The 26881-nt window shown below is 60.6% G+C and carries 24 protein-coding genes and 1 tRNA gene; 19 read left to right on the top strand and 6 right to left on the bottom strand.

The window, feature by feature from the left end:
- Window positions 1-20: 20 nt before the first annotated feature.
- Entirely contained in the window at window positions 21-716 is a 696-nt protein-coding gene (locus tag AC1DX4_RS07000; protein ID WP_477219613.1) for a WbqC family protein, read from the top strand.
- A gap of 706 nt (window positions 717-1422) precedes the next feature.
- Window positions 1423-2721 carry a tetratricopeptide repeat protein gene (locus AC1DX4_RS06995; RefSeq protein ID WP_477219612.1) on the top strand — a complete coding sequence of 433 codons (1299 nt, stop codon included), beginning with the start codon at window positions 1423-1425 and terminating at the stop codon, window positions 2719-2721.
- Window positions 2722-2768: 47 nt separating this feature from the next.
- On the opposite strand, the gene AC1DX4_RS06990 is transcribed toward AC1DX4_RS06995, so the two are convergent.
- Window positions 2769-2843: transfer RNA gene (locus AC1DX4_RS06990), tRNA-Gln, on the bottom strand.
- 129 nt (window positions 2844-2972) lie between these two features.
- A complete protein-coding gene (locus tag AC1DX4_RS06985; RefSeq protein ID WP_477219611.1) occupies window positions 2973-3317 on the bottom strand; it encodes a VOC family protein in 345 nt (114 codons plus the stop codon).
- Window positions 3318-3542: 225 nt separating this feature from the next.
- Here AC1DX4_RS06985 and ppdK point away from each other — a divergent pair, with 225 nt between their 5' ends.
- From ppdK to AC1DX4_RS06970, 3 genes are all read left to right on the top strand, one after another.
- Window positions 3543-6221, top strand: a complete 2679-nt coding sequence (gene ppdK, locus AC1DX4_RS06980) for a pyruvate, phosphate dikinase (RefSeq protein WP_477219610.1) — start codon at window positions 3543-3545, stop codon at window positions 6219-6221.
- A 128-nt stretch (window positions 6222-6349) separates the two neighbouring features.
- Window positions 6350-7453: a glycosyltransferase family 9 protein gene (locus AC1DX4_RS06975; RefSeq protein ID WP_477219609.1), complete on the top strand. Its 1104-nt coding sequence runs from the start codon at window positions 6350-6352 to the stop codon at window positions 7451-7453.
- Window positions 7454-7610: 157 nt separating this feature from the next.
- Window positions 7611-8351, top strand: coding sequence for a polysaccharide deacetylase family protein (locus tag AC1DX4_RS06970; RefSeq protein ID WP_477219608.1), 741 nt, complete (start codon window positions 7611-7613; stop codon window positions 8349-8351).
- A 25-nt stretch (window positions 8352-8376) separates the two neighbouring features.
- Here the strand turns inward: AC1DX4_RS06970 and AC1DX4_RS06965 are convergent, their stop codons facing one another.
- Window positions 8377-8766: a DUF427 domain-containing protein gene (locus AC1DX4_RS06965; RefSeq protein WP_477219607.1), complete on the bottom strand. Its 390-nt coding sequence runs from the start codon at window positions 8764-8766 to the stop codon at window positions 8377-8379.
- Between the two features lie 130 nt (window positions 8767-8896).
- Window positions 8897-9253, bottom strand: coding sequence for a hypothetical protein (locus AC1DX4_RS06960; RefSeq protein WP_477219606.1), 357 nt, complete (start codon window positions 9251-9253; stop codon window positions 8897-8899).
- A gap of 324 nt (window positions 9254-9577) precedes the next feature.
- Here AC1DX4_RS06960 and AC1DX4_RS06955 point away from each other — a divergent pair, with 324 nt between their 5' ends.
- Together AC1DX4_RS06955 and AC1DX4_RS06950 are read left to right on the top strand one after the other, a co-directional pair.
- Complete coding sequence (locus AC1DX4_RS06955) at window positions 9578-11206, top strand: fatty-acid--CoA ligase (RefSeq protein WP_477219605.1); 1629 nt, start codon at window positions 9578-9580, stop codon at window positions 11204-11206.
- A gap of 80 nt (window positions 11207-11286) precedes the next feature.
- Entirely contained in the window at window positions 11287-12072 is a 786-nt protein-coding gene (locus AC1DX4_RS06950) for a DUF1499 domain-containing protein (protein WP_477219604.1), read from the top strand.
- A gap of 56 nt (window positions 12073-12128) precedes the next feature.
- On the opposite strand, the gene AC1DX4_RS06945 is transcribed toward AC1DX4_RS06950, so the two are convergent.
- Window positions 12129-13037 carry an MBL fold metallo-hydrolase gene (locus AC1DX4_RS06945; protein WP_477219603.1) on the bottom strand — a complete coding sequence of 303 codons (909 nt, stop codon included), beginning with the start codon at window positions 13035-13037 and terminating at the stop codon, window positions 12129-12131.
- 115 nt (window positions 13038-13152) lie between these two features.
- Between AC1DX4_RS06945 and AC1DX4_RS06940 the strand changes: the two genes are divergently transcribed.
- From AC1DX4_RS06940 to AC1DX4_RS06890, 11 genes are all read left to right on the top strand, one after another.
- Window positions 13153-13743: a biotin transporter BioY gene (locus tag AC1DX4_RS06940; protein ID WP_172231271.1), complete on the top strand. Its 591-nt coding sequence runs from the start codon at window positions 13153-13155 to the stop codon at window positions 13741-13743.
- A gap of 64 nt (window positions 13744-13807) precedes the next feature.
- On the top strand, window positions 13808-14842 hold the full coding sequence (locus AC1DX4_RS06935) for an NAD-dependent epimerase (RefSeq protein ID WP_477219602.1): 1035 nt from the start codon (window positions 13808-13810) through the stop codon (window positions 14840-14842).
- An 81-nt stretch (window positions 14843-14923) separates the two neighbouring features.
- Complete coding sequence (gene rfbA / locus AC1DX4_RS06930) at window positions 14924-15805, top strand: glucose-1-phosphate thymidylyltransferase RfbA (protein WP_477219601.1); 882 nt, start codon at window positions 14924-14926, stop codon at window positions 15803-15805.
- Window positions 15806-15808: 3 nt separating this feature from the next.
- The gene (rfbC, locus tag AC1DX4_RS06925) at window positions 15809-16360 is read left to right on the top strand and encodes a dTDP-4-dehydrorhamnose 3,5-epimerase (protein WP_477219600.1); all 552 of its coding nucleotides are present in this window, start codon (window positions 15809-15811) and stop codon (window positions 16358-16360) included.
- 13 nt (window positions 16361-16373) lie between these two features.
- A complete protein-coding gene (rfbB, locus tag AC1DX4_RS06920) occupies window positions 16374-17444 on the top strand; it encodes a dTDP-glucose 4,6-dehydratase (RefSeq protein ID WP_477219599.1) in 1071 nt (356 codons plus the stop codon).
- Complete coding sequence (rfbD, locus tag AC1DX4_RS06915; protein ID WP_477219598.1) at window positions 17441-18325, top strand: dTDP-4-dehydrorhamnose reductase; 885 nt, start codon at window positions 17441-17443, stop codon at window positions 18323-18325. The genes rfbB and rfbD overlap by 4 nt, the downstream gene beginning before the upstream one ends.
- 426 nt (window positions 18326-18751) lie before the next feature.
- Window positions 18752-20176 carry a phosphomannomutase gene (locus AC1DX4_RS06910; protein ID WP_477219597.1) on the top strand — a complete coding sequence of 475 codons (1425 nt, stop codon included), beginning with the start codon at window positions 18752-18754 and terminating at the stop codon, window positions 20174-20176.
- Window positions 20177-20179: 3 nt separating this feature from the next.
- The gene (locus AC1DX4_RS06905; RefSeq protein ID WP_477219596.1) at window positions 20180-21595 is read left to right on the top strand and encodes a mannose-1-phosphate guanylyltransferase/mannose-6-phosphate isomerase; all 1416 of its coding nucleotides are present in this window, start codon (window positions 20180-20182) and stop codon (window positions 21593-21595) included.
- Window positions 21596-21702: 107 nt separating this feature from the next.
- Entirely contained in the window at window positions 21703-22692 is a 990-nt protein-coding gene (gene gmd, locus AC1DX4_RS06900; protein WP_477219788.1) for a GDP-mannose 4,6-dehydratase, read from the top strand.
- Between the two features lie 21 nt (window positions 22693-22713).
- Entirely contained in the window at window positions 22714-23670 is a 957-nt protein-coding gene (locus AC1DX4_RS06895; RefSeq protein WP_477219595.1) for an NAD-dependent epimerase/dehydratase family protein, read from the top strand.
- A 48-nt stretch (window positions 23671-23718) separates the two neighbouring features.
- Window positions 23719-24963, top strand: coding sequence for a class I SAM-dependent methyltransferase (locus AC1DX4_RS06890; RefSeq protein WP_477219594.1), 1245 nt, complete (start codon window positions 23719-23721; stop codon window positions 24961-24963).
- Window positions 24964-25064: 101 nt separating this feature from the next.
- Here the strand turns inward: AC1DX4_RS06890 and AC1DX4_RS06885 are convergent, their stop codons facing one another.
- Window positions 25065-25853, bottom strand: coding sequence for a hypothetical protein (locus AC1DX4_RS06885; RefSeq protein ID WP_477219593.1), 789 nt, complete (start codon window positions 25851-25853; stop codon window positions 25065-25067).
- A gap of 216 nt (window positions 25854-26069) precedes the next feature.
- Between AC1DX4_RS06885 and AC1DX4_RS06880 the strand changes: the two genes are divergently transcribed.
- A complete protein-coding gene (locus AC1DX4_RS06880; protein WP_477219592.1) occupies window positions 26070-26879 on the top strand; it encodes an ABC transporter permease in 810 nt (269 codons plus the stop codon).
- Window positions 26880-26881 lie beyond the last annotated feature (2 nt).

Genomic DNA, 26881 nt, shown 5'->3' with positions numbered 1-26881 from the left:
GTGGGTGAAGCTGCGAGCAGATGACGAAGCGGGTGGCCATTCTCCAATCGAACTATATCCCCTGGAAGGGATATTTCGACCTCATCGCGTCGGTCGACGAGTTCATCCTCTACGACGACATGCAATATACCCGTCGCGACTGGCGCAATCGCAACAAGATCAAGACACCCGCCGGAGCCCAATGGCTGACCGTGCCTGTCGTGACCAAGGGAAAATACCTTCAGAAGATCGTGGAAACCGAGATAGACGGCGCCGACTGGGCTCAATCCCACTGGCGGCAGCTACAGCTAAACTATCGCCGGGCGAGCTGCTTTTCGGAAATAGCCGAATGGCTGGAGCCGCTCTATAGCCGCCACTACACGCACATATCGGAGCTGAACCGCTGCTTCATCGCGGCAATATGCGGGTATTTGGGGATCACCACGGCCATCACATCGTCCAGCGCATACCAGCTCAACGGTGCCAAAACCGAGCGGTTGGCCGATATTTGTGCCCAGGCCGGAGGGACGGTCTACGTTTCCGGGCCGTCCGCGAAGGACTACATCGTGCCTGATATCTTCGAGCTCAAGGGCATCGATCTCGAATGGTTCGACTACGAGGGCTATCCTGCCTATCCCCAGCTCTGGGAGGGGTTCATTCACCAGGTGTCGATCCTCGATCTGCTGTTCAATTGCGGCAAGCAGTCCCCTCGGTTCATGCGGTTCGTCACCAAGTGAGCTTAGTTTCGGATCCCTGTTGCGCATGGACCGGCTGTTCGCCGTGACCATGGCCGAGCAGGGCGTCAGCCAGCTTGTGTCGGTCGATCTGCAGGCGGCAGAGGCGATGCGCGAGGCGAACTGACGCGCCCGGCTGAAGGATCGTTTGGACAATCTGGAAGCGATTGGCCACTTCAGTCTCTGCCACGCAGAACCCAATTATCTCCCTTTGGGGGTCTTGTTTTAGGACATGTAGGAAGGTGTCAAGGAAACCCTTTGCGCTCGGAAAACGGCCGACCTCCTTCTGCCCGCGCGCTTGAATTCTGCATGCAGGACTTTGGGCGCGCGGGCCAATTCCTCATGCTCCGCCGTGATTGATGCAGATTCTCATACTGGTTGGTTCCAGCGTCTGTCGACGCGAGCGGCGTTAAGGCGCACGTCAGATTTGATGAAATTCCGTCAATCAAGTATTTGTGTACAGGGAAACTTGCGGCCGAATCGCAAATAGGCCGTAGGTCGGTTGACTTAATGTGCGGCTTTTATAACTGTTGCTATTGGCTAAAAGCGAGTTGTTCGGATGGTCTAAGGAGACGCTTTAACGAGCATCGGAGCACCGTAACTGTTCTGAAATGTCGTTGCTAGGGCAGAGATTCCTGCACAAATCGCAGATGGATCGTGTGGACTTACTGTAAATTCAGAAGTCTTAAATCCCGCGTGGATCGTAACAATGATTAATCCATCAAAGTACACAATAATAATTCTGACCGTGGCCTGCGTCGGAATGTCATTTTTCATTCCCTCGTCACACTCTATCGCAGGCGAGCTTATTGTCACCCAACAATTGGCATGTGGAACGATCGGGGGTTCAGAGCGACAGCAATGGGAAAATGACGCTGCCTTAGGCAAGACGGCGGCGCTAAACAATCTCGGGTTTATTTACTTATCGGGTTGCGGCGTGAAGCCGGACGCCCAACGGGCAAGGGACTACTTAGAGCAAGCCGCCGGCCAGGGCGACGCGCATGCAGAGCACAATCTGGGATACCTCTATGATAAGGGCGGCATCGGCGTGGCTCAGAACAGCGCTCTCGCCTTTGCCTGGTATACTAAGGCGGCGGCCCAGGGATTTGCTAAATCCGAATTGAGCCTGGCCCAAATGTATCAGATCGGACGAGCAGTACCAAAGGACCCGGTCAGGGCCGCCGAACTCCTCCGCCAGGCGGCGGACCAAGGGTTTGCCCCTGCCCAATTTCAGCTCGGCGCAGCCTATGAAAGCGGCGAAGGCGTTGGGCGAGATTATGGGCAAGCGATGATGTGGTATCAGAAAGCGGCAGCCCAGAACGATCCCGCGGCGCTGGCGGCAATTGCCTATTTGTATGAATATGCCCGGGGTGTCCCACAGGACTTCGCTGCTGCCATGCGCTGGTATCGGGCTGCTGCCGCGGTAGGCAGCCCTATCGGGGAAAACAATCTAGGCGGACTTTATGACAGCGGTAAAGGCGTCGCACCCGATGCCGCACAGGCCGCCATTTGGTACGCAAAGGCCGCGGCGCAGGGATTTTCCGCGGCCAGTGCCAACCTTGGTGTCCTCTACGCAGCTGGCAAAGGAGTGCCGCAAGATTATCGACGCGCTGCGGAATTGTTTTCGAGCGCGGCTCAAAGCGGGGATGTTCAGGGTGAGTATAATCTCGGAGTGGCGTATTTAGCCGGCAAAGGCGTTGGGCAAGATTATGCCCTTGCTCGTCACTGGCTTGAAAAATCGTCAGATCAAAACAATCCTAGGGCGCAATATGATCTGGCTATGATATATATGAATGGCATGGGTCTTCAAAAGAATACTGAAAAATCAATAAAATTGTTTGAAGAAAGTGCCAAAAATGGCGACGCAAACGCCCAAAGTGCGCTTGGTACCATTTTTGAGTTTGGTATTGGTGTAACAAGAGATCGATCAACGGCTATTATGTACTACAAAAAAGCTGCGGATGGCGGCAATTTAAAAGCAAAAGAGGCCATTAAGCGTCTTTTGTAATGAATTTGAATTCATAATTCGTCCCTACGGAACGGACCCACAATTTCTGGCTGGGGCGCCAGGATTCGAACCTGGGAATGTCGGTACCAAAAACCGATGCCTTACCACTTGGCGACGCCCCAATTGCCGTCAGAGTCGCTTGTGCGGCGCGTTATTAGCAGAGCAGCCGAAAAGCACAATGCTTTATGAGCGAGGGCAAGAACGCCCAAAATCGAGCAATCCACAATGCCACCGGATCCTGTCCGAGCGGGCTATTCACCCCAGACAGCCAGCTCGTTCCCGCCCGGATCGACGAAGTGGAAGCGCCGGCCGCCGGGGAACGGGAAGATCGGCTTGACGATCGTGCCACCGGCGCTTTCGACGGCGCTCAGCGTTTCCTCGATGTTCTCGCTATAGAGCACCGGCAGAGGCTTGGCCGCTGCTTCCGCGGCATCGGCCTGAAAACCGCCATCCAGGCCTTCGGCAAAGGCCGAATAGGTTGGCCCATAGTCGGTGAACGACCAGGCAAAGGCGGAACTGTAGAAAGCCTTCAACCGGTCCAGCGTGCCGCCGGTCGCCGGCATTTCCAGATAGTCGAGTTTTCCAGTCAGTTTCATGGGGCACCTCTGTGTTCCCTTTATGTTCTATTCGTCTAACCGTGAGGTGGCAAGTCTTTTTGCCGCATGCCCGGGCAGGGCTTTTTCTTAATCGATTGTAGCGGCAGGACGGCTTTGCCGGCGCTTGCCTTTCGCACTGCAGCATCATATCGCTCCAAAGTCGGAGCAGGGCGGAACTTTCCGTTTCGCCAATCTTTCCAATCTCCTGCAACCGGAGAGCAAAGCATGACCAAATGGGTTTTCACCTTTGGCGATGGTGCGGCGGAAGGCCGTGCCAGCGACAGGAATCTGCTGGGCGGCAAGGGCGCCAACCTGGCCGAGATGTGCAGCCTGGGCCTGCCGGTGCCGCCGGGCTTCACCATCACCACCGAGGTCTGCAACGCCTACTACGCCAATGGCCGCGCCTATCCGGCAGGGTTGGAAGCCGATGTCGCGGTCGCGCTCGATCAGGTCGGCCGGCTGACCGGCCGCCGGTTCGGCGATCCGTCGAAGCTGCTGCTGGTTTCAGTGCGTTCCGGCGCTCGCGCGTCGATGCCCGGCATGATGGATACCGTGCTCAATCTCGGGCTTAACGATGAGACCGTCGAGGCGCTGGCCGCCGATTCCGGCGATGCCCGCTTTGCCTATGACAGCTATCGCCGCTTCATCCAGATGTATTCCGATGTCGTCATGGGCCTCGACCACGAGGTGTTCGAGGAAATCCTGGAGGACCAGAAGGGCGGATTGGGCTATGAGCTCGACACCGAGTTGACGGCAGCCGAATGGCAGGGCGTCATCGAACTCTACAAGGCCAAGGTGGAGGAGGAACTCGGCAAACCCTTCCCGCAGGATCCGAACGAACAGCTCTGGGGCGCCATCGGTGCGGTGTTCTCGAGCTGGATGAACAACCGCGCCATCACCTATCGGCGTCTGCACGACATCCCCGAAAGCTGGGGCACGGCGGTCAATGTCCAGGCCATGGTGTTCGGCAATATGGGCGAGACCTCGGCCACCGGCGTCGCATTCACCCGCAACCCGTCGACCGGCGAAAAGCAGCTCTATGGCGAGTTTCTGGTCAACGCGCAGGGTGAGGATGTCGTCGCCGGCATCCGCACGCCGCAGAATATCACCGAGGCCGCGCGCATCGCCGCCGGCTCCGACAAGCCTTCACTGCAGAAGCTGATGCCGGACGCCTTCCAGTCCTTCGTCACCGTCTCCGACAGTCTGGAAAAGCACTACCGCGACATGCAGGATCTCGAATTCACCATCGAGCGCGGCAAATTGTGGATGCTGCAGACCCGGTCGGGCAAGCGTACCGCCAAGGCGGCGCTGAAGATTGCGGTCGAAATGGCAAGGGACGGCCTGATCACGAAGGAGGAAGCCGTCGCGCGCATCGACCCCGCCTCGCTCGACCAGTTGCTGCACCCAACGATCGACCCGAAGGCCGCGCGCGACGTCATCGGCGTCGGCCTGCCGGCGTCGCCGGGAGCTGCCACCGGCGAGATCGTCTTTTCCTCCGGCGATGCCGAGGATCTGAAGACGCAAGGCCGCAAGGCGATCCTGGTGCGTATCGAGACCAGCCCTGAGGACATCCACGGCATGCATGCGGCCGAAGGCATCCTGACGACGCGCGGCGGCATGACCAGCCATGCCGCCGTCGTCGCGCGCGGGATGGGCAAGCCTTGCGTGTCTGGCGCCGGCTCGCTGCGCGTCGACTACAAGGCCGGCACGCTGCTCTCGATGGGACAGACGTTCCGCAAGGGCGACATCATCACCATCGATGGCAGCAATGGCCAGGTGTTGAAGGGCGCCGTATCGATGCTGCAGCCCGAACTGTCAGGCGATTTCGCCGCCATCATGGAATGGGCTGACGCGGTGCGCCGCATGAAGGTGCGCACCAACGCCGAAACGCCGCTCGATGCCCGCATGGCCCGTTCTTTCGGCGCCGAAGGCATCGGTCTCTGTCGCACCGAACACATGTTCTTCGACGGCGAGCGCATCGTCGCCATGCGTGAGATGATCCTGGCCGACACCGAGAAGGAGCGGCGCGCCGCCCTTGCCAAGCTTCTGCCCATGCAGCGCTCGGATTTCCTGGAATTGTTCGAGATCATGGCCGGCCTTCCGGTGACGATCCGCCTGCTCGATCCGCCGCTGCACGAATTCCTGCCCAAGACCGAAGCCGAAATCGCCGAGGTCGCGGCCGTCATGAATGTATCGCCCGACAAACTCAGGCAGCGTACCGAGGCCTTGCACGAATTCAACCCGATGCTCGGCCATCGCGGCTGCCGGCTGGCCGTCTCCTATCCGGAGATTGCCGAGATGCAGGCGCGCGCCATTTTCGAGGCCGCCGTCGAGGCCGGCAAGAAAGCCGGCGCGCTGGTCGTGCCCGAGATCATGGTGCCGCTGGTCGGCCTGGTGAAGGAACTCGATTATGTGAAGGCGCGTATCGATGCAGTCGCCAAAAGCGTCATGGAGGAGACCGGCGTCAAGATCGACTATCTGACCGGAACCATGATTGAGCTGCCTCGCGCGGCGATCCGTGCCCATGTCATCGCCGAATCGGCCGAGTTCTTTTCCTTCGGCACCAACGATCTCACCCAGACCACCTTTGGCATCTCGCGCGACGATGCGGCCTCGTTCCTGGAGACCTACCGCCAGAAGGGCATCATCGAGCAGGACCCATTCGTCTCGCTCGACATCGACGGCGTCGGCGAACTGGTGCGCATGGCGGCGCAAAAGGGCAGGGCGACGCGACCCGACATCAAGCTCGGCATCTGCGGCGAACATGGCGGCGACCCTGCATCGATCCGTTTCTGCGAGGAGGTCGGTCTCGACTATGTGTCGTGCTCGCCCTATCGCGTGCCGATCGCCAGGCTGGCGGCCGCGCAGGCCGCGGTGCTGGTCGCGAAGGCAGGCAAAGGTTAGGAACTTAGGCCTCACTAAAATTTACCGTTTTGTATGAAAACTCACGCGAACGTGCTGAAGGCATTGCGTAATCTCGACATTGTTCCTGCCCAATTTGCGGATGGCCCGCCAATTGCACCCGGAATCACATGTTGCAGATCTCACCCGCGCCATTTCGCTCGATCCTGATCATTCAAACGAAGTTCATCGGCGATATTGTTCTCGCCTCGACGCTCGCCAGGAACCTGCAACTCGAATTCCCCGGCGCCAGGATCGTGTTCCTTTGCGAGGCTCATTTCGAAAGCTTCGTGGTGACGCATGGCATTGCTTCCGAGGTGGTTCCGTTCAGGCGGTCCCGCATGCGGGGCACCCCGCTGGAGCGTGGGAAAGAGCTCTATGCCATGGTGCGGGCTCTGCGCCGCTTTCGATTCGACCTGACGATCGACCTGACTGATTCCAAGACCTCGCGCCTCGTTAGCGGGCTCGTCAACGCCAAGACACGCATCGGCTACAATCCGCCCGAGAGGCCCCTGAAACTGCTGGAGCGGCAGCCCGCCAATCTGTTTGCAAAACCACAGGGGTTTGGCGGCCAGCATTTTGTCTATCGCTATCTGTCGCCCCTTGAAGCGCTTGGCATCGATCTGCGCGTGACGGTGCCCACCATTCAGCCGCTGCCGTCAGAGACCATGAAAGCCCTGGCGCTTCTGAGCAAGCACCGTCTCCACCCAAACGGCTTCGTCGCCGTGCATGCGGGTGCGAGCTTCAAGGGCCGGCAATGGCAGCCGGAACGATTTGCCGAGGCGATCGACGAGATTGCCACCGACAGCGGATTGGCCGTTGCCCTGGTGGGAGGTCCGGACGAACGCGAGATCGCCGGGCGGATCATCGCCAGGACGGCGACGCCGGTCGTCGACCTTGTCGGGACGCTGTCGCTCGAGACCTTGCTGGCTGTCCTCAAACAGGCGCGGCTGTTTGTTGGCAATGAGAGCGGCCCGATGCATATGGCCGCTGCCGTGGGCACGCCGGTTGTCGGGCTTTTCGGCCTGACGCATCCGTCGCGATGGGGGCCTGTCGGCGTGCCCAGCATCGCGCTTCGGCCGTCGATGCCGTGCGATTGCGTGGCCAAGGGCTTGTGCCGCCCGAAGGACCCCAGCAAGGCATGCTGCGTCTGGCGGCTTGAGGTGCAGCCCGTCGTCGAAGCAGCGCGCGAACTCCTCGCGCGCACCGAGATGAAGCGGGAACGCGCTGTCTGAGCGGCAATCGAACGTCGAGGGCTGTCGAATGGCTCGTGCACCAGTGCGCGGTCAAATTGCCGCGCCAGGCAATTTTCTGCTATCCATCGTCCCGATTTCCGCCTTCATGCGGGTCTTGGGATACCGGCTTGAAATCGCTGCTCGGGAATTTGGTTTGATGCGTCTGCTGCAAAAACATCTCTGTATGATCGCCATGTCGTTGGCGGTGGTGTCCAGCACCCATGCCGCGCCGCTGGTCGAACCCACGCTGCACATCAAGCCGGCGGCAAGTGGGGCCGGCCGCGTCGCGCTCACGCTCGATGCCTGCGGCGGACAGACCGACACACGCATTCTCTCGGCGCTGGTGGAAAACAAGATCCCCGCCACCATTTTCGTCACCGGCATCTGGCTGAAGCGCAACGCCGCGGCGGTCGAGATCATGCGGGCGCACCCTGACCTGTTCGAACTGGAAAATCACGGCGGGCGCCATGTTCCGGCGGTCGACACGCCGCAGAAGATCTATGGCATAAAGAGCGCCGGCAGCCCGGAGGCTGTGCTGGCCGAGGTCGAGTCGGGGGCCGCGGCGCTTGCCAGGACCGGCGAGCCGGTGCCGAAATGGTTCCGCGGCGCAACCGCCGAATACAGCCCCTCGGCGATCGCGATGATCCGCAAGCTCGGCTTCAAGATTGCCGGCTTCTCGATCAATGGCGATGGCGGTTCGCTGCTGGGCGCCAAGGAGACCGCCAGGCGCATCGCCGCAGCCAAGGACGGCGACGTCATCATCTCGCACATCAACCAGCCGACCCATGCAGCTGGCGAGGGCGTGGTTCAGGGCCTGCTGGCGCTGAAGGAAAAGGGCATGACCTTCGTGCGTCTCGACGACGCCGATGGCACAGGCAATCACGGCACGACCGACTGAGGGTGGTGCCTTCAAGTCGAAGCGTTTAGCCCGGCGTGGCTTCGATCGTCACCTTGCTGGCGTAGAACGCACCGTGGTCGCGGATTTCGGTCATTTCGTCGAAAGGCCGCTCGTAGGCCCACATCGCATTCTGGCCGGTCTCGCCGGCCGGCAGCACGCTCCAATAGCTGGCATCGCCCTTGTAGGGGCAATGCGTCGAGTGTTCGGTGCCGCTCAGAGCGTCGAAATCGATGTCGGCGAACGGAACGTAGAAGGCGGGGGAATAGGGGGCTTCGGTCAACACCTTGGCCTTGGTGGATGATGCGATAACCGTATCGCCGGCGCGCACCGTGACGGTGCCGACATAGGGCTCGATGGTGATGATCTTGTCGGGATTGCGCTGGAAGCCCGGTGCCGGGTTGGCGATTTTGTCCATGCTGGTTCTCCTTGCCTGGCCCCTTAAAGTGTGGCGGGCACAGCTGTTGCGCAAGGTCGGTTCGCATCACGAAAACAGGAGCCAACCGCCGAGGCGTGGAGCACCAGCGTTTTCGAGTGCCGGCCGAAGCTCAGGCGGCGGTTTTGAATGCGTCCATCAGTCCGGCATAGGCGGCCGCGATGCCCGCGACCGGATTGCTGCTTCTCGAAACGGTCTCAACTTTCAGCGAGCCGCCGCCGGTCGGCAAGGTGAGCAGCAGGAACTGGCGATTGCCGCCAGCACCGACGGAGGCGGCCGCGACGTGCTGGCCTGCCCCTTCGTTATCCACGCACATCTTGAACAGCAGCGTGCCGCCGACCGCTTCGAGCGCGCCGCCGACCACTTCAACAAATTCGTCTTCGGAAACAGTCTTTTCGTCCGGCACCAGATCGGCCAGACTTTCGGCCAGTGTGCTCTCCAAGACCTTGTCGTCGAGTTGCGCGTCCATGCGAACCTCTTTCAGTCGCCAATCGCACCCCTTTGCCCGTTAACGAAACTTAACGCCGAGAATGGCCGGATTGTGGCGGATTTCCCGGTGATTTCACGGGGTAGAACACCGCCGCCATTGTGGTGATTTTGATCCTCCTGCCATCGCGTTGGCACGAGTGCCCAGCAACCCGAAATCCAAAACATGCCAGAATTCAACCGCTTGCCGTTGCGGCAGGGACTTTGAAATTCGTGTCCCGCGCAAGCGGATGACTGGACAATCCGCCGGTTCGCTTCACAATGAACCAAAGCTACGACGCAAAATGCGCGAGGGAGGAGGAACCAGATGCTGGGGCTGATGCAGGAATGGCCGCTGCTGTGCCACAAGCTTATCGACAACGCTGAACGGCAGCATGGGGTGCGCGAGATCGTGTCGCGCTCGATCGAGGGACCGATCGTGCGCACCACCTACGCCGACATCCATCGTCGTTCTCTCAAGGTCGCCCAGCGGCTGGAGCGCGACGGCTATGGGTTGGGCGACCGCATCGCCACGCTCGCCTGGAACACGGCGCGCCACATCGAGGCCTGGTACGGCATCATGGGCATCGGCGCGATCTATCACACGCTCAATCCGCGGCTGTTTCCCGAGCAGATCGTCTGGATCATGAACCATGCCGAAGACAAGGTTGTCTTCGTCGACCTCACCTTCATACCGTTGCTCGAGAAGATCGCCGGTGCCGTCAAATCGCTGAAAAAGGTGATCGTGCTGACCGACAAGGCGCACATGCCGCAAACGACCTTGCCCAATGCCGTCGCCTATGAGGACTGGCTTGATGAGGCCGATGGCGATTTCGCCTGGAAGACCTTCGACGAAGGCACCGCCGCCGGCATGTGCTACACATCGGGCACGACGGGCGATCCCAAGGGCGTCGTCTACAGCCACCGCTCGAACGTGCTGCACGCCATGATCGCCGCCATGCCCGACGCGATGGGCCTGTCGTCGCGCGACACGATCCTGCCGGTGGTGCCGATGTTCCACGCCAATGCCTGGGGCCTTGGCCAAGCCGGCCCGATGATCGGCGCCAAGCTGGTCATGCCCGGCTGCAAGATGGACGGCGCCTCGATCTATGAATTGCTCGACACCGAGAAGGTGACCTTCAGCGCCGCCGTGCCGACGGTATGGATGATGCTGCTGCAATATCTGGAGGAGACCGGCAAGAAGCTGCCCTATCTGAACAAGGTCGTGATCGGCGGCTCGTCCTGCCCGCGGGCGATCATGACCAAATTCCAGGACAATTACGACGTCCAGGTCATCCACGCCTGGGGCATGACAGAAATGTCGCCGCTCGGCACGCTGTGCACCTTGAAGCCCGAATATGACGATCTCCAGGGCGAGGCCCGGCTCGATGTCAAGCAGAAGCAGGGCTACCCGCCCTTCGGCGTCGAAATGAAGGTGACCGATGACGAGAACAATGCGCAACCCTGGGATGGCAAGACCTTTGGCCGCCTGAAGGTGCGCGGCCCGGCGGTCGCTCGTGCGTACTATGGTGGCGTCGGCGCGGAGCAATTCGATGAGGACGGCTGGTTCGATACCGGAGACGTCGCTCACATCGATGCCGGCGGCTACATGCAGATCACCGACCGGGCCAAGGACGTCATCAAGTCCGGCGGCGAATGGATTTCGACCATCGATCTCGAGAATCTGGCCGTCGGCCATCCGGACGTAGCAGAAGCGGCGGCCATCGGCGTCCATCACTCGAAATGGGGCGAGCGGCCCTTGCTGGTCGTCGTTGCCAAGCCGGGCAAGGAACCGACCAAGGCGGATATTCTCGGCTTCATGGATGGCAAGGTAGCCAAGTGGTGGATGCCCGACGATGTCGCTTTTGTCGGCGAAATACCGCACACCGCCACCGGCAAGATCCAGAAAATCACCTTGCGCCAGCAGTTCAGGGATTATCGCTTGCCGACGGATTGAGGGGATGTTGCGTGTTTCGGCTTCAAGCCGCCGCGAAAATTCACTAAACCTCCGTCCGGGTTGGGGCAGCGCAGAGAACAATGGTTAGCATTCCCGAACGGCAAACGTCGAAGGCTGCCGGCTGGTCGCGGCGCACGGCGGCATTTTCAGCGGTGCTTTTGCTGACCGACTTCGTCGGCCATCGCTTCGATCTCGTCGAAACGCCGGTGTTCCTGTGGGTGTTGGGCATTGTCGCGCTGCTGGCGGCGCTGGCGCTGCTGTTTGCCGCCTTTGCCTTTTCGAGGCTGTGGAAATTTGGCGACCGCGGCGGCCGCGACCTCACCGTCGGCGCCTTGCTGGCACTGCTGGTGCTGGTCCCCTATGGCGTTGCCGCCTACTGGGCGACGATCTATCCGCCGCTCAGGGATATCTCGACCGATTTCGAAGATCCGCCCGTGCTCGATGTCAGCGACCGGACAAAGGACATGAATGTGCTTGTCCCATCCACACCAGGCGAACAGCGGCTGCAGACCGACAGCTATCCGCTGGTCACCGCACGCAGCTACGACCTGCCATTCGAGACCATCGTCAATGCCGTCGAAACCGTGCTCGACCGGCGCAGCTGGGAACTTTCCGAACCCTATCCCGACCTCGCCGGGCAAACCGACGTCACCATTACCGCTGTCGCCAAGGGCTTTGTGCTCGGCCTGCCAGCTGATGTGGCGATCCGCGTGACGGACGACGGCGATACGGTGATCGTCGACATGCGGTCGGCTTCGCGTTACGGCCGCTATGACCTTGGCGACAATGCCGCGCGCGTCACCGATTTCCTGGCGGAACTGGACCAGGAAGTCGCCGGCCAGGTCGGGGCGGCGCCTGCCGAATAGTCATCTTTCCTGCGAATTCCGCGCCTGCGGGGAGGTAGGGCTCGGGCCGCGCAGGGCTACCGGGTTGGCGTGAAAATGCCGTCGATGGCGGGGGCGTCTTCCGTCGACACCATGCCGCGCGCCACCAGGTCCTCGAGATGGGCAAGCACCGACAGTCCGGCGGCGCCATGCAGCCGGGGATCGGTGTCGCGATAGATTGCCTTGACCATGTCGGGAATGGTCCGGTCGCCGGCTCTGACCCGCTCCAATATGGCCCGCTCGCGCATCTTGCGATGCGTCTTCAACCCGCGCATGAAAGCGCGTGGCTTCGTCACCGGCCCGCCATGGCCAGGCAGCAGCAGGCTGTCGTCGCGCGCGATGAGCCTGTCCAGCGATGCCATGTAATCGGCCATCGCTCCGTCCGGCGGCGCGACAATGGATGTCGCCCACGCCATGACATGATCGGCCGAAAACAGGATGCCGGTTCCTTCCAGGGCGAACACCGCATGATTGGCGGTGTGGCCGGGGGTCAGAACCGTGCGGATCGCCCAGCCGTCGCCGTCGACCAACGCCCCGTCCGGCAGCGCGATGTCGGGAACGAAAGCGGTGTCGGCGCTGGCGTCGAGCGCATTGGTCTCGCCGATATGCAATGGTCTTGCCGGCCGGTGCGGCCCTTCCGCCATCACCAAAGCGCCAGTGCGTTCCTTCAGCCGGGCCGCCAGAGGCGAATGGTCACGATGCGTGTGGCTGACGAAGATATGGCTGACCGGCCTGCCGGCGATCACGTCGAGCAAGGTCTGAAGATGTGCCTCGTCTTCCGGCCCGGGATCGATCACCGCCAGCGTATCGCGCCCGACGACATAGCTGTTGGTGCCATGAAAAGTGAAGGGGCTGGGATTTCGAACCGTGACGCGCTGTATGTCCGGTGCCACGCTCACGCCCTGGCCGTAGTGCGGATCGAAGCTGGTATCGAATTTGAGAGCCATATCGGCACAATGTTCCCGGAACGGCAAAACCGATTGCCGCATAGCACGCAAGCCAATATAGGAAAACGCTGAGACCGCGATTATCGGATCGCGACAGATCGGATTGGGGAAGATCATGGCAACTGCAACGACGATGCGCCCGCTTGTTTTTCTGGCTTTGCCGCAAGAAGGCGCGGCGCGACTGGCAACACAGCTTTTGCTGGCGATCGCCGGCACGCTGCTTTTGACCCTGTCGGCCAAGACCAAGGTCGTGCTGGGCCCCGTCGACATCTCGATGCAGACGCTCGCCGTCTTGCTGATCGCCGCAGCCTTCGGCATGCGCCTCGGCGTCGCCACGCTGCTGCTCTACATGGCGGAGGGCGCGATGGGCTTCCCGGTCTTCCAGGGTACGCCGGAAAAGGGCGTCGGCATCGCCTACATGCTCGGCTCGACCGGTGGCTATCTCGCTGGCTTCGTGGTCATGGCGGCGATTGTCGGCTGGGCTGCCGATCGCGGCTGGGATCGCCACCCGATCAAGCTTTTCAACGCGATGCTGGTTGCCGAAGTGGTGATGATGGCGATGGGCTTCGCCTGGCTGGCGCTGCTGATCGGTCCGGAAAAGTCCTGGCAGTTCGGCGTGGTGCCGTTCATCGTCGGCGACCTGATCAAGGTTGCGCTGGCGGCAAGCCTTGTGCCGGCCGTGTGGTCGCTGCTGAAGCGCTCCTGAGGTCTGTCGGAAGCTTGGCGTGCCATAGACGGCAGGGGTCCATTCCCGAGGGCGGGCGCTTCTGATGAAGGTTCTGGTCACCGGCGCCGCCGGCTTCATAGGCTATCACGTCGCCAGGCGGCTCCTGGAGCGTGGCGACGAGGTTGTCGGCATCGACAGCGTCAACGACTACTACGATCCAGCGATCAAGCAGGCGCGACTGCGGCTGCTGACCGAAGCAAGCCGAAGCACCAATGCCGGATATCATTTCATCCACGGCAATCTTGCCGACAGAGAGATCGTGGACGGCTGCTTTGCCGACCACGCCTTCGACCGGGTGATCCATCTCGCCGCCCAGGCCGGGGTCCGCTACAGCCTGGAAAACCCCCGCGCCTATGTCGAAAGCAACATCGTCGCTTTCACCAACATGCTGGAGGCTTGTCGCAGCGGCGGCATAGCGCATCTGACCTATGCCAGCACCTCGAGTGTCTACGGCGCCAACACCGACATGCCGTTTTCCGAGCACCGCCCGGCCGATCATCCGCTGCAGTTCTACGCCGCGACCAAGCGCGCCAACGAACTGATGGCGCACAGTTACAGCCATCTGTTCGGGCTGCCGACCACCGGGCTGCGGTTCTTCACTGTGTACGGCCCCTGGGGGCGTCCCGACATGGCGCTGTTCCTGTTCACCAGGAGCATCCTGGCCGGCGAGCCGATCAAGCTGTTCAACAATGGCAACCACACGCGCGACTTCACCTATGTCGATGACATCGCCGAAGGCGTGATCCGAACCAGCGACAGCCCTGCCGCCGGCAACCCTGCCTGGGATTCCGGCCATCCGGATCCGGCAACGAGCAGTGCGCCCTGGCGCATCTTCAACATCGGCAACAACAATCCGGTGAAGCTGACCGCCTATGTCGAGGCGCTGGAAAACGCGCTTGGCCGCAAGGCCATCATCGAGTTCTTGCCGCTGCAGCCCGGCGACGTGCCGGACACCTTCGCCGACACCTCGGCTCTCCAAGCGGCGGTCGGCTATCGGCCCGGTACGTCGGTGTCCGACGGGGTAGGGCGGTTCGTCGAGTGGTACCAGGCGTATTTTGGTAACGACTCTAGGGTATAAGCGGGCGCTGGCAGCAGCTTTTCAGGTGTCGTATGGCTACCACTGCTGCCGAGGGGATTTGGGCATGTCAGGGAGAGCTTCTTGAAAGGAATTATCCTTGCGGGAGGTAGTGGAACGCGCCTTTATCCGCTGACATTGGCAGTCTCTAAACAAATTCTTCCGGTATACGACAAGCCGATGATCTACTATCCGCTGAGCGTACTGATGCTCGCGGAAATTCGCGAGATCCTGGTTATTTCGACGCCCCGTGATCTGCCCGTTTTCCGCGATTTACTCGGCGACGGATCGGATTTTGGGCTGGATATCTCTTATGCGGAGCAGCCGCAACCCAATGGGCTCGCGGAAGCTTTCATCATCGGCCGCGACTTCATCGGCAAGGACAGCGTGTCGATGATCCTGGGCGACAACATCTATTTTGGCGACGGGCTGTCGCAGCTTTGCCGCAGCGCCGCTGCGCGGGAGACCGGCGCTTCGGTGTTCGCCTACCGCGTCGATGATCCAGAACGATATGGCGTCGTGTCCTTCGACAAGGCCACCGGAACCGCGCTCACGATCGAGGAAAAGCCGCAAAAGCCGAAATCCAACTGGGCTGTCACAGGGCTGTATTTCTACGACAACACCGTCGTCGATATCGCTTCCTCCATTAAACCTTCGGCCCGCGGCGAGCTCGAGATCACCGCGGTCAACAACGCCTATCTCGATCGCGGCCTGCTGCATGTGCACCGATTGGGGCGCGGCTATGCCTGGCTCGACACCGGGACCCATGACAGTCTGAACGACGCGTCTTCCTTCGTGCGTACGATCGAGCATCGGCAAGGCATCAAGGTCGCTTGCCCTGAGGAGATCGCCTTCGAGCAGGGCTGGTTGACGGCAGACCAAGTGCTGGAACGGGCAACCCGGTTGGGCAAAAATGAATATGCCGCCTATCTGCGCCGGCGCGTCGCCGATCTGTCGGAGGGCTGAGCGTTGGAGATCAGGTCCCTCGGCCTCGAAGGCGTGCTGGAAATCGTTCCAAAGCGGCATGGCGATGCACGTGGCTTCTTCATGGAGACATACAATGCCGAGCGCTTTGCGCAGGCCGGAATAAAATTGCATTTCATCCAGGACAACCATTCCTATTCCGCGGCGGCGGGCGTCTTGCGCGGGCTGCATTATCAGCTTGCGCCCCGCACCCAGGACAAGTTGCTGCGTGTGATCCGCGGCCGGATTCTGGATGTTTGTGTCGACATCCGCCGCAGCTCGAAGACCTTTGGAAAATGGATCGCCCACGAGATTTCGGCCGAAAAGGGCAACCAGATTCTGGTGCCAAGAGGCTTTGCACATGGTTTTGTGACGCTCGTGCCCGACACCGAGGTCCTCTACAAGGTCACCGACACCTATTCGCCCGACCATGAACGCTCGATCCGTTTCGATGATCCCGCCATCGGCATCAAGTGGCCGTCGATCGCTGGTGGGTTCCAGCTTTCGGACAAGGACCTCAAGGCACCGATGCTTGCTGCCGCAGAGGTGTTTGCCTGATGGGGATAGGGGCATGAACTTTCTGGTGACAGGCGGTGCCGGCTTCATCGGTTCGGCGGTGTGCCGGCATCTGTGCGCCAATCCGGCCTACCGGGTGACCAATCTCGACAAGCTGACCTATGCCGGCAACCTGGCTTCGCTGCGGCCGATCGAAAACGCGCATAATTACAGCTTCGCCCATGCCGATATCTGCGACGAGAGGGCGGTGCTCGATCTCCTGCGCCACGACGATATCGACATCGTCATGAACCTTGCCGCCGAGAGCCATGTCGACCGTTCGATCGACGGGCCTGGCGCCTTCATCGAGACCAACATCGTCGGCACCTACCGGATCCTCAATGCGGCGCTCGAATACTGGCGCGGCCTTGCCGATGACAGGAAAAACCGCTTCCGCTTCCATCATGTCTCGACCGACGAGGTGTTCGGCGATCTGCCTTTTGATGGCGGCATGTTCGTCGAGGAGACGCCTTACGCACCGTCCTCGCCCTATTCCGCCTCGAAGGCAGCCTCGGACCATCTGGTGCGGGCCTGGCACGAGACCTATGGCTTGCCGGTCGTGCTCTCCAATTGTTCGAACAATTACGGCCCCTATCATTTTCCCGAAAAACTGATCCCCCTCGTCATTCTCAACGCGCTCGACGAAAAGCCGCTGCCGGTCTATGGCGCCGGCGCCAATGTGCGCGATTGGCTGTTCGTCGAGGATCATGCGCGGGCCCTGGAACTCGTCGCCACCAAGGGCACACCGGGCGAGAGCTACAATGTCGGCGGCAATTCGGAACGGACGAACCTCGCCGTCGTCGAGACGATCTGCGACCTGCTCGATGTCAGGCGTCCTCGGGCCGGGGGCAAGAGCTACCGCGACCTGATCTCCTTCGTCACCGATCGCCCCGGCCACGACCGCCGCTACGCCATCGATGCCTCCAAGATCGGCCGCGAACTCGGCTGGGCGCCGAGGGAGAATTTCGACAGCGGCCTGACCAGAACCGTGGACTGGTTCCTCGACAACAAATGGTGGTGGGGGCCGATCCGCGAGCAGCGCTACGCCGGTGAAAGACTGGGCGAAGCGCGCAAGGGTGGCGCGTGAGGCTCGTCGTCACCGGACGCGACGGTCAGGTTGCGGCAAGCCTGCTGGAGGCCCGCCAGGCGCGCACCGGCGTGGAGGTCGTCGCCATCGGCCGTCCGGATCTCGACCTGGCAAGACCTGGGACGATCATCGACGCCATCGCGGCGGGCAAACCGGATATCGTCGTCTCGGCCGCCGCTTACACGGCCGTGGATCAGGCCGAGGACGAGCCCGACCTTGCCTTTGCGGTCAACGCGACCGGCGCCGGCAAGGTGGCGCAGGCAGCCGCACGCCTTGGCGTTCCGATCATCCATCTTTCGACCGACTATGTTTTCGACGGCAGTGGCCCTCACGCGTATGTCGAGACCGACGCGACGGCACCCCTTGGCGTCTACGGCGCCTCCAAGCTCGCCGGCGAGCAGGCGGTGGCCGCTGCCGGCCCGCGTCACCTGATCCTGCGAACCGCATGGGTCTACAGCCCGTTCGGCAAGAATTTCGTCAAAACCATGCTGCGGCTGGCTGCCGACCGCGACGAGATTTCGGTGGTGGCCGATCAGTGGGGCAATCCCACCTCGGCGCTCGATATCGCCGACGCTATCCTGCATGCGGCGGCGATGCTGCATGACGACAAGAGTGGTGCGTTCGGTACTTATCACCTGGCCGGCACGGGTGAGACCAACTGGAGCGGCTTTGCCCGTCACATCCTGGACACAAGCCAAGCGGCTGGCGGTCCCTGGGCGCAGGTGCGGGATATTGCCACCAAGGACTATCCGACCAAGGCGCGACGCCCGGCCAGTTCGCGCCTGTCGAGCGCGAAATTCGCGGCCATATTCGGATGGAACGCGCCGGAATGGCGAAAATCCACCGAGCGGGTCGTGCGCCGCATCCTGGATCGTCAGTGAGCTCGAGGGTTCGATCGGCGTTCGATTTGCCTGAACTCGGTAGGCTTGCTCAATAGCTTTTCACGGCCGAGGTCACCTGAATCTCCCGCAGCGTGTTGAAATCGAACTCGGTCCCGCGTCCGAGATTGACAAGCCATTGCCTGAAACCTAAGCACGGGCAACTCGGGTGTCAGGTGGGGGCTTGGCAATTCACGGAGAGCTTCTTGAAAGGAAAAATCCTTGCTGGAGGCAATGAGAGCCGGCTGTACCCAATAATATTAGCGGCCTCTAAGCAAAAACTGCCCATTCATGAAGATCAGGTCGCGTGGCTTTGATCTATAGTAGCACGCTGTCCGACGTCTCCGCTCACCAGGACAGGCTGCGGCAGGTGAGGGGCCTTGCCGCAATTTGTGCTGGGGCGGCATTCCCGGAAAAAGGGAGCAATCAGTGACTTTGAAGTTCGGCACCAGCGGGCTGCGCGGTCTCGTCAGCGAGCTCATGGGACCACCGGCGCGCACCTATACGATTGCCTTCGCACGCATGCTTATGGCGCGTGGTGTGTTGAGCGCGGGCGACCAGATCCTTGTCGGGCGCGACCTTCGCTCTTCCAGTCCCGAGATTGCGGGGATTGTCCATGCAGCGATCGCCGAAGCCGGTTTGGTGCCGGTCGATTGCGGAGCCTTGCCCACGCCAGCACTCGCACTTTATGCAGCAGGCAGAGCTCCGGCGATCATGGTGACCGGCAGTCATATTCCCGACGACAGGAATGGGCTGAAATTCTACCGGGCGGACGGCGAGATCGACAAGCGCGATGAGCTTGAAATTGTGGCCATCCACGCAGGCTTGCAGATAGCCGACCGATCACAGCCATCCGTCGAACCCGTACAGCCGGGCTCCGAACCGTCCGCAGGCTACAAGGATCATTTTCTTGGTTTCTTTCAGCCAGGTAGCCTGTCTGGTCTCCGTGTCGGGGTCTACCAGCATTCGTCGGTAGCAAGGGACATCATTGTCGATATCCTTCGTGCGCTGGGGGCCGAGGCGGTGCCGCTCGGCAGGTCCACGCATTTCATTCCGGTGGACACCGAAGCACTCAGGCAAGAGGATCTACTGCTTCTCAAGAACTGGGCGGCGGCGGGGCCGTTCGATGCCATCGTGTCGGCTGATGGCGATGGCGACCGGCCGCTTGTGGCGGATGCGCAGGGCAGTTTCGTGCGCGGCGACCTGATCGGCGCGATCACGGCGCGTTTTCTTGATGCCGACTGCATCGTTACGCCGGTCAGCTCCAACTCTGCCTTGGAGCGTTGCGGGCATTTCGCAACCGTGCTGCGCACACGCATAGGTTCGCCCTATGTCATCGAGGGGATCGGCGCAGCTTTCGCTCAAGGGGCAAAATGCGTCGTTGGCTTCGAGGCAAATGGCGGCGTTCTTCTGGGGTCATCCGTCGAGAAGGATGGCCGCAGGCTCGCAGCCTTGCGAACCCGGGATTCGCTGTTGCCAATTCTCTGTGCGCTATCAACGATTGCGGCGACAGGTCGCCCGCTCGCCGAGATCGCGGCCGGTTTCGGATTCCTTGCCGCGTCAAGTGGCCGGCTTGAAGGCGTATCGGCGGAAAATAGCGCGTCCTTCCTCAAAAGACTGGCAACGGATGCCGTCTATGCCGACACTCTCTTCGAGGTTCTGGGCGGCGTCGCTGATATTGACAATCGCGACGGCGTGCGTATCACCGCCCGCAACGGAGAGGTTGTTCACTTCCGTGCGTCAGGCAACGCGCCCGAATTGCGGTGCTACATCGAGGCAAAGACAGAAACCCGCGCAGACGAATTGCTCGGTTGGGGTCTTGACCTCAGCCGAACTCAAATCCTGGAAAGCTGAAGTTTGACCAATATCGTTCCTGTCATCATAAGTGGCGGTGTCGGTTCCCGCCTCTGGCCTATTTCGCGTGCCTTGCACCCCAAGCCGTTCATCCCCTTGCCGGGAGGCGGGACCCTCATTCGCAGGACCTACGCCCGCGCAGCCGGACTTGCAGGCGTTGATCAAATTGTGACGGTCACCAATCGCGATCTGCTGTTCCTGACGGCGGACGAGTATGCGGAGGTGGCGGCGCCAGGTGTAAGGAACACGTTCCTGCTGGAGCCTTTCGGCCGTGACACGGCAGCCGCGGTCGCGCTCGCTGCGTTGCAGGTCGCCCGCGACAATCCAGACGCGGTTCTGGTTGTGCTGCCTGCGGATCACCTGATCATGGACGAAGCAGGCTTTGGCGCGGCCGTGGCGAAGGCGGCGGCGATCGCGGCCACGGGACGGATCGTCACGTTTGGCATGAAGGCAGAAAGCCCTGAAACGGGGTTTGGCTATATCGAGGCCGAGGGAGATACGGTCCTTCGGTTCGTGGAAAAGCCGAATGCGGAACGAGCGGCCCAATTCATCGCCAGCGGTCGGTTCTTCTGGAATTCGGGCATGTTCTGTTTTGCGGCCCGCTCCATGATCGCCGCGATGCAGGAACTGTGTCCGGATGTGTTGTCCAATGCGCGCACGGCGCTTGAGGCGGCCAGGACAAGCGAGGCCGCGGACCGCACCACTGTTGAGATAGACAAGGATGGTTTCGCGGCTGTTCCTGCTGTTTCCATCGACTATGCGGTCATGGAGAAAGCAAAGAACGTGGGTTTCGTGCCCTGCAGTTTCGATTGGTCCGACATCGGCTCCTGGACCGTTTTGTCGAAGCTTGTTCCCGCCGACGACAACGGCAACCGCACGATCGGCGAGACAATACTCCATGGCGTGACCAACTGTTACGTGCACAGCGAAGACCGGCTTGTCGGTCTTGTCGGCGTTTCGGATCTGTTGATCGTCGACACGCCGGATGCGCTTCTTATTGCCCACAAGGACAAGGCGCAGGAAGTCAAGGACCTCTACAACCGCCTCAAGGCGGAGGGGCATGAGTCGGCAACCGTGCATCGCACCGTGCATCGCCCTTGGGGTACCTACACCGTCCTGGAGGAAGGTCCGCGCTTCAAGATCAAGCGGATCGAGGTGAAACCGAACGCGCGCCTGAGCCTTCAGGCGCATCATCACCGCTCCGAGCACTGGGTGGTGGTGAGCGGGACCGCGAAGGTCGTCAATGGCCAGAGTGAAATCCTGCTGGCGACCAACCAGTCCACCTATATCCCTTGCGGCCACAAGCACCGCCTCGAAAATCCCGGCATTCTTCCGCTCGTCATGATCGAAGTGCAAAGCGGGGAATATCTTGGCGAAGACGATATTGTGCGGTTCGATGATGTTTACGGACGCACGTAACTTGTAAGGTTGCCCAGGCAACATCCCGATCTGGATATGTTTCTGTTATCGGGCAGATGGTTTGCATTCCTGAAGATGGCGATCAAGAAAGTAGAGACAGGTTCATCATGACTTCCAAAATAGCGTTTATCACCGGCGTGACCGGGCAGGATGGAGCCTATCTCTCGAAGTTTCTGCTTGAGAAGGGATACGAGGTCCACGGCCTTCTGCGGCGCAGTGCCTCGGCCGATGTGGTCGGTTCACGGCTGAAATGGCTTGGAATTGCCGACAAGATCGTGCTTCACGACGGCAATCTGACGGATCTCTCCGGTCTCATCCGGGTCCTCCAGGACGTTCGTCCGGCCGAAGTCTACAATCTTGCCGCGCAATCTTTCGTCAAATCGTCTTGGCAGCAACCGCTTTTGACTGGCAACGTGACGGGCATTGGCGCCGCCAATGTGCTGGAAGCGGTGCGGATAACGTGTCCTGAAACCCGTTTCTACCAGGCATCTTCTTCGGAAATGTTTGGGCTGATCCAGGAACCCATCCAGTCGGAAAAAACCCCCTTTTACCCGCGCTCTCCCTACGCCGCAGCCAAGCTCTATGCACATTGGATGACGGTCAATTATCGCGAAAGCTTTGGGCTCCACGCGTCGAGCGGCATTCTCTTCAATCATGAATCGCCCCTGCGCGGCATCGAATTCGTCACCCGCAAGATTACCGACGCTGTCGCCCGCATTAAGCTTGGACTGCAGGACAAGCTGGCGCTCGGCAATTTGGACGCCAAGCGCGACTGGGGCCACGCACGCGACTATGTCGAAGCCATGTGGCTGATGGTGCAGCAAGACACGGCAAGCGACTATGTGGTCGCCACGGGCAAGACCGTCTCCGTTCGGGACTTCTGCAAGCTCGCCTTCGAACATGCCGGTCTCAATATGGAGGATCACGTCTCCATCGACGAACGCTTCCTGCGGCCTGCGGAAGTTGAAGTCCTGCATGGCAATCCGACCAAGGCCAAGGAGAAATTGGGCTGGGAGGCAAAGACGAGCCTCAAGGAACTCGTCATCGAGATGGTCGAAGCCGATCTTGAGCGTGTAAGACGTGACCAACACCTTTGAGGTGCGGTTAGCGAGGTCGGCATGCGAGTTTTGATCACGGGCGCACGGGGCTTTGTCGGTCCCTATGTCTATGAAGCGTTGCACAGCATCTGCGGTCGCGACCTGACGATTATTGCGACCTCCAAGGATGCAGGACCGCATCCCGTGTTCGGTCAAATCGCAGCGCTCGACGTGACGGACAAGGCCGCCGTTCATGAGGCGATTGCCCGTCACAAGCCGACCCATGTTGTCCACCTGGCGGCCGTCGCCGCGCTTGGCGCCGCCCAGGCTGATCCTGAAAACACCTGGCGCATCCACGTCCAGGGCGCGCTCAACGTGGCCCATTCCATTCTTGACGAGGCGCCGGGATGTTGGCTGCTCTACGTCGGATCGGGCCTGGTCTATGGCGAGAGCGCGAAAGCTGGCCGGCCGCTTGATGAAAATGCGCTGCTTGCGCCGATGGACGATTATGCCGTGACCAAGGCCGCGGCCGACCTCGCATTGGGTGCGCTTTCCCGTCACGGCCTTAAATGCATTCGTCTGCGCCCCTTCAATCACACCGGACCAGGGCAAACCGAGGCCTTTGCCGTACCTGCCTTCGCCATGCAGATCGCGCGGATTGAAGCAGGCCTGGCCCCGCCCGTCATTCGCGTCGGCAATCTTGACGCGGAGCGGGATTTCCTGGACGCGCGAGACGTCGCCAGTGCTTATGCGCACGTCGCCTTGAACAGCGATGGTCTCCAGCCAAACACCATCTTCAATGTTGCATCCGGCATCTCATGGCGGATGGGAGATATTTTGGACCAGCTCCTGGCGCAAAGCAGTGTCAAGATCGTCACCGAACAAGATCCGCTGCGGCTGCGACCGAGTGATCTGCCGTCTATTGTGGGGGATGCAACCCGCGCCCGAACGCGTCTTGGCTGGGTGCCGGAGCATCCCTTCGAGGAGGCCCTTGCCGCGGTTCTGAAGGATTGCCGCGCACGGGTGGCCCAAGCTTAGAGAACTGCAATCAATGCCCTTTCACCAACAAATTGAGAGTCAGAATTCATGAACGAGGTAAGGTATCACGCCATCGAGACCTGCCGTGTCGGCAAGGCCAAGGATCTGGTCTCCGTGCTCAATCTCGGCGAGCAGGCGCTCACCGGGGTGTTTCCCAAATCGGCGTCTGAACCTGTGACCAAAGGGCCGCTCGAACTGGTCTGGTCTGCCTCCAGCGGACTTCTGCAGTTGAGACATTCCTATGAGCCGAGCGAAATGTACGGCGACAATTACGGCTATCGCTCGGGTCTGAACCAGTCGATGGTCGATCATCTGACGCACAAGGTTCGCTTCCTGGAGAGGCTGGCCTCGCCACGCGGCGGTGACGTCGTTCTCGACATCGGTAGCAACGATTGCACGACCCTCAAGGCCTATTCGACCGCAGGGTTGACGCGCATAGGCATCGATCCGACGGGCAAGAAGTTTGCGCAGTATTATCCGGACGATGTGAAACTGGTGCCGGACTTTTTCTCGGCCGAAGCCTATCGTGGCATCTCACAAAAGCGCGCCAAGATCGTGACATCCATTGCGATGTTCTATGATCTTGAGGATCCCATCGCCTTTGCGCGTCAGGTGGCCGAGGTCCTCGCCGAAGACGGCATCTGGCATTTCGAACAAAGCTACATGCCGTCGATGCTTCGCCTCAACTCCTATGACACGATTTGCCACGAGCATGTCGAGTATTACTCCCTCGGAGTCGTGGCGAAGATACTGGAGGCGGCTGGTCTCAAGGTCGTCAACGTTGTCATGAACAACATCAACGGCGGCAGTTTCGCTGTCACGGCCACCCATAAGGGCAACACAAGTCTCAAATCCGATCAGCCGGTCATCGATTGGCTGCTGCAACAGGAAGACCGCATGGGCCTGTCCACACCGCGGCCTTTTCGCGACTTCGAGGAGCGCGTGTTCCGGCACAAGGACGACCTGTCACGTCTTATCAGGACACTCGTGGCCGACGGCAAGAAAGTGCTGGGCTACGGCGCCTCGACCAAAGGCAATGTCGTCCTGCAATTCTGCAACTTCACGTCAGCCGAAATCCCGGCCATCGCCGAAGTCAATCCGGAGAAGTTTGGCCGCATGACCCCTGGGACGCACATACCGATCATTTCTGAAGCCGAAGCGCGTGCGATGAAGCCGGACTATTTTCTGGTCCTGCCTTGGCATTTCAAGGACGGTATCCTGCGTCGTGAGCGCGAATATCTCGCCGACGGCGGGCGGTTTATTTTCCCGTTCCCCGAGATAGAGATAATCTAGATCGGCAGTTGGAGAGCGCGTGCTTTTTACAAGCGCTGCTCTGGGCGCCGTCCAGCGCCGCGTCCGCGTCGTGATCAGATGATGAGGCCTGGCATGGGGAGTCAAATGGCCGCATCATAGAGTTCCTGGTCAACTCGCGTGAGGTCTCGCAGTCTCCGAAGCGCTTCCTCCGGCAGTTCCTCGGCGTCGTCGCGTTCGGTGCCGTTCGCACGAGGTACTTCCGCCGCAATGGGTGGAGGGATATCTGCCACTTCCGCGACCCGGACAAGGAAGTCGTGAAGGCGCTCGGTCACTCCGACGACCGCCATACCCTTGAGCACTGCCCTGGCCCCCTCCAGCAGCTCCGGCTTAAGCAGAGGCAGTGACGTTTGCTCCAGCGCCTCGGAGAGGGCGAACAGTGCGTGATCGGCCTCTGAGTAGCGGCTACCGAGCACCGCCAGGCTGAGCGGCAGTTTCACAAGGTAGCGAGCCTGATATTCCTCGATCATAACCCGATTAAGATCGTCCATCACGAAGTCGGTGAACGTTTGGCCCAATACCCTGAGATGATGCGGGTGCTCACGCGCCCGGCGAACGTGGTGCCAGTGCGAGCGCGTCCTGGCGACGGGCTCCCGCAAGACAGTCACCGTCACGACGTCGCGACCAAGATAGGGCTTGAGATAGCTATGGAAGTGGCCGGCGAATGCCTGGTAGTCGCGAAGCGTTTCCGGTGGACACATCACCAAATCGTCCGCAAGCCAAGCCGGGCAGAGGTTGTCGCCGTAGTGGGAATGCAGCCACGTCCTGACAGAAACGCCGGCCGTTTTCGGGATATGCTGGAAGTAGATCGGGAGGCCCTGCAAGCGTGCGCGTGCCCGCCTTTCGATCCAGCCTCTGACGCGAGATACCATAGTCTTTTTCCTTCTGCGCCGGCCACTTGTAGCCTCTCCCGACGATTTCGTAAGAAGCCTTCCATTGAATGCGTCGTGCAATTTCGCCGCGAATCGCGCGCTTTGCTCAATCAGTTTGATAAAGCCATCAACTTGATGTCCTGGAGGCAATAATGTATCGAACCTGTCGCACACCGCCGGGCCTGGGCAGAACACACGATCGGGATATCTCGACATATGCTGCCGACTGAGACAGGCGTCCTCGCAGAGGCTTTCGCCGACATAAGAGCCTCGCTGAAGAAACACCACCTGGCGACAACTTTCAGCTGGCAGGACGTGGCCCAGCGATATCGGCGTTCACGGGTCGGAGCGTTTTGGCTGACCATCAATATGGGCGTCCTGATCAGCGCGCTTGGGCTCGTCTTCGGCACGCTCTTCCGTGCGCCGATGCAGGAGTTTCTGCCCTACATCTGCGTCAGCTTGATCTTCTGGGGGTACATTTCGTCGTCGATCAACGAGGGGTGCACCACCTTTATCGGTGCCGAAGGCATCATCCTTCAGGTGCGCATGCCATTGTTCACGCACGTACTGCGCACGCTCTACCGCAACGCCATCATTCTCGGCCACAACATCCTCATCTATCCTCTCGTTCTCCTGGTCTTCTGGCGCGTGCCGACATGGCACGTTTTCCTGGCGCTGCCGGGCTTTGTCATCTTGTCGCTCAATTTGCTCTGGATCATGGTGATCCTGGGTGTCTTATGCGCCCGCTATCGCGACATGACGCAGGTCATGCAGAATCTCCTGCAGGTCATCATGTACCTGACCCCGGTGATGTGGATGGCACGAACGCTGCCCGGGGGCATTTCGCGGCTGTTGCTGGATCTCAATCCCTTCTACCACCTCATCAGCGTCGTGCGCGACCCGCTGCTGGGCGAGCTTGCGTCCGCGACGAGCTGGATGGCGTGCATCGTGTTTGCGATCATTGGCTGGACGGTCGCCCTGTTGCTGTTCGGCCGTTATCGTCATCGCATCCCCTATTGGCTATGATC

This window comes from Mesorhizobium sp. P3_A8 (assembly GCF_056402995.1).
The sequence above is the reverse complement of the archived record's forward strand: the minus strand, read 5'-3'. Positions and strand labels throughout refer to the sequence as shown.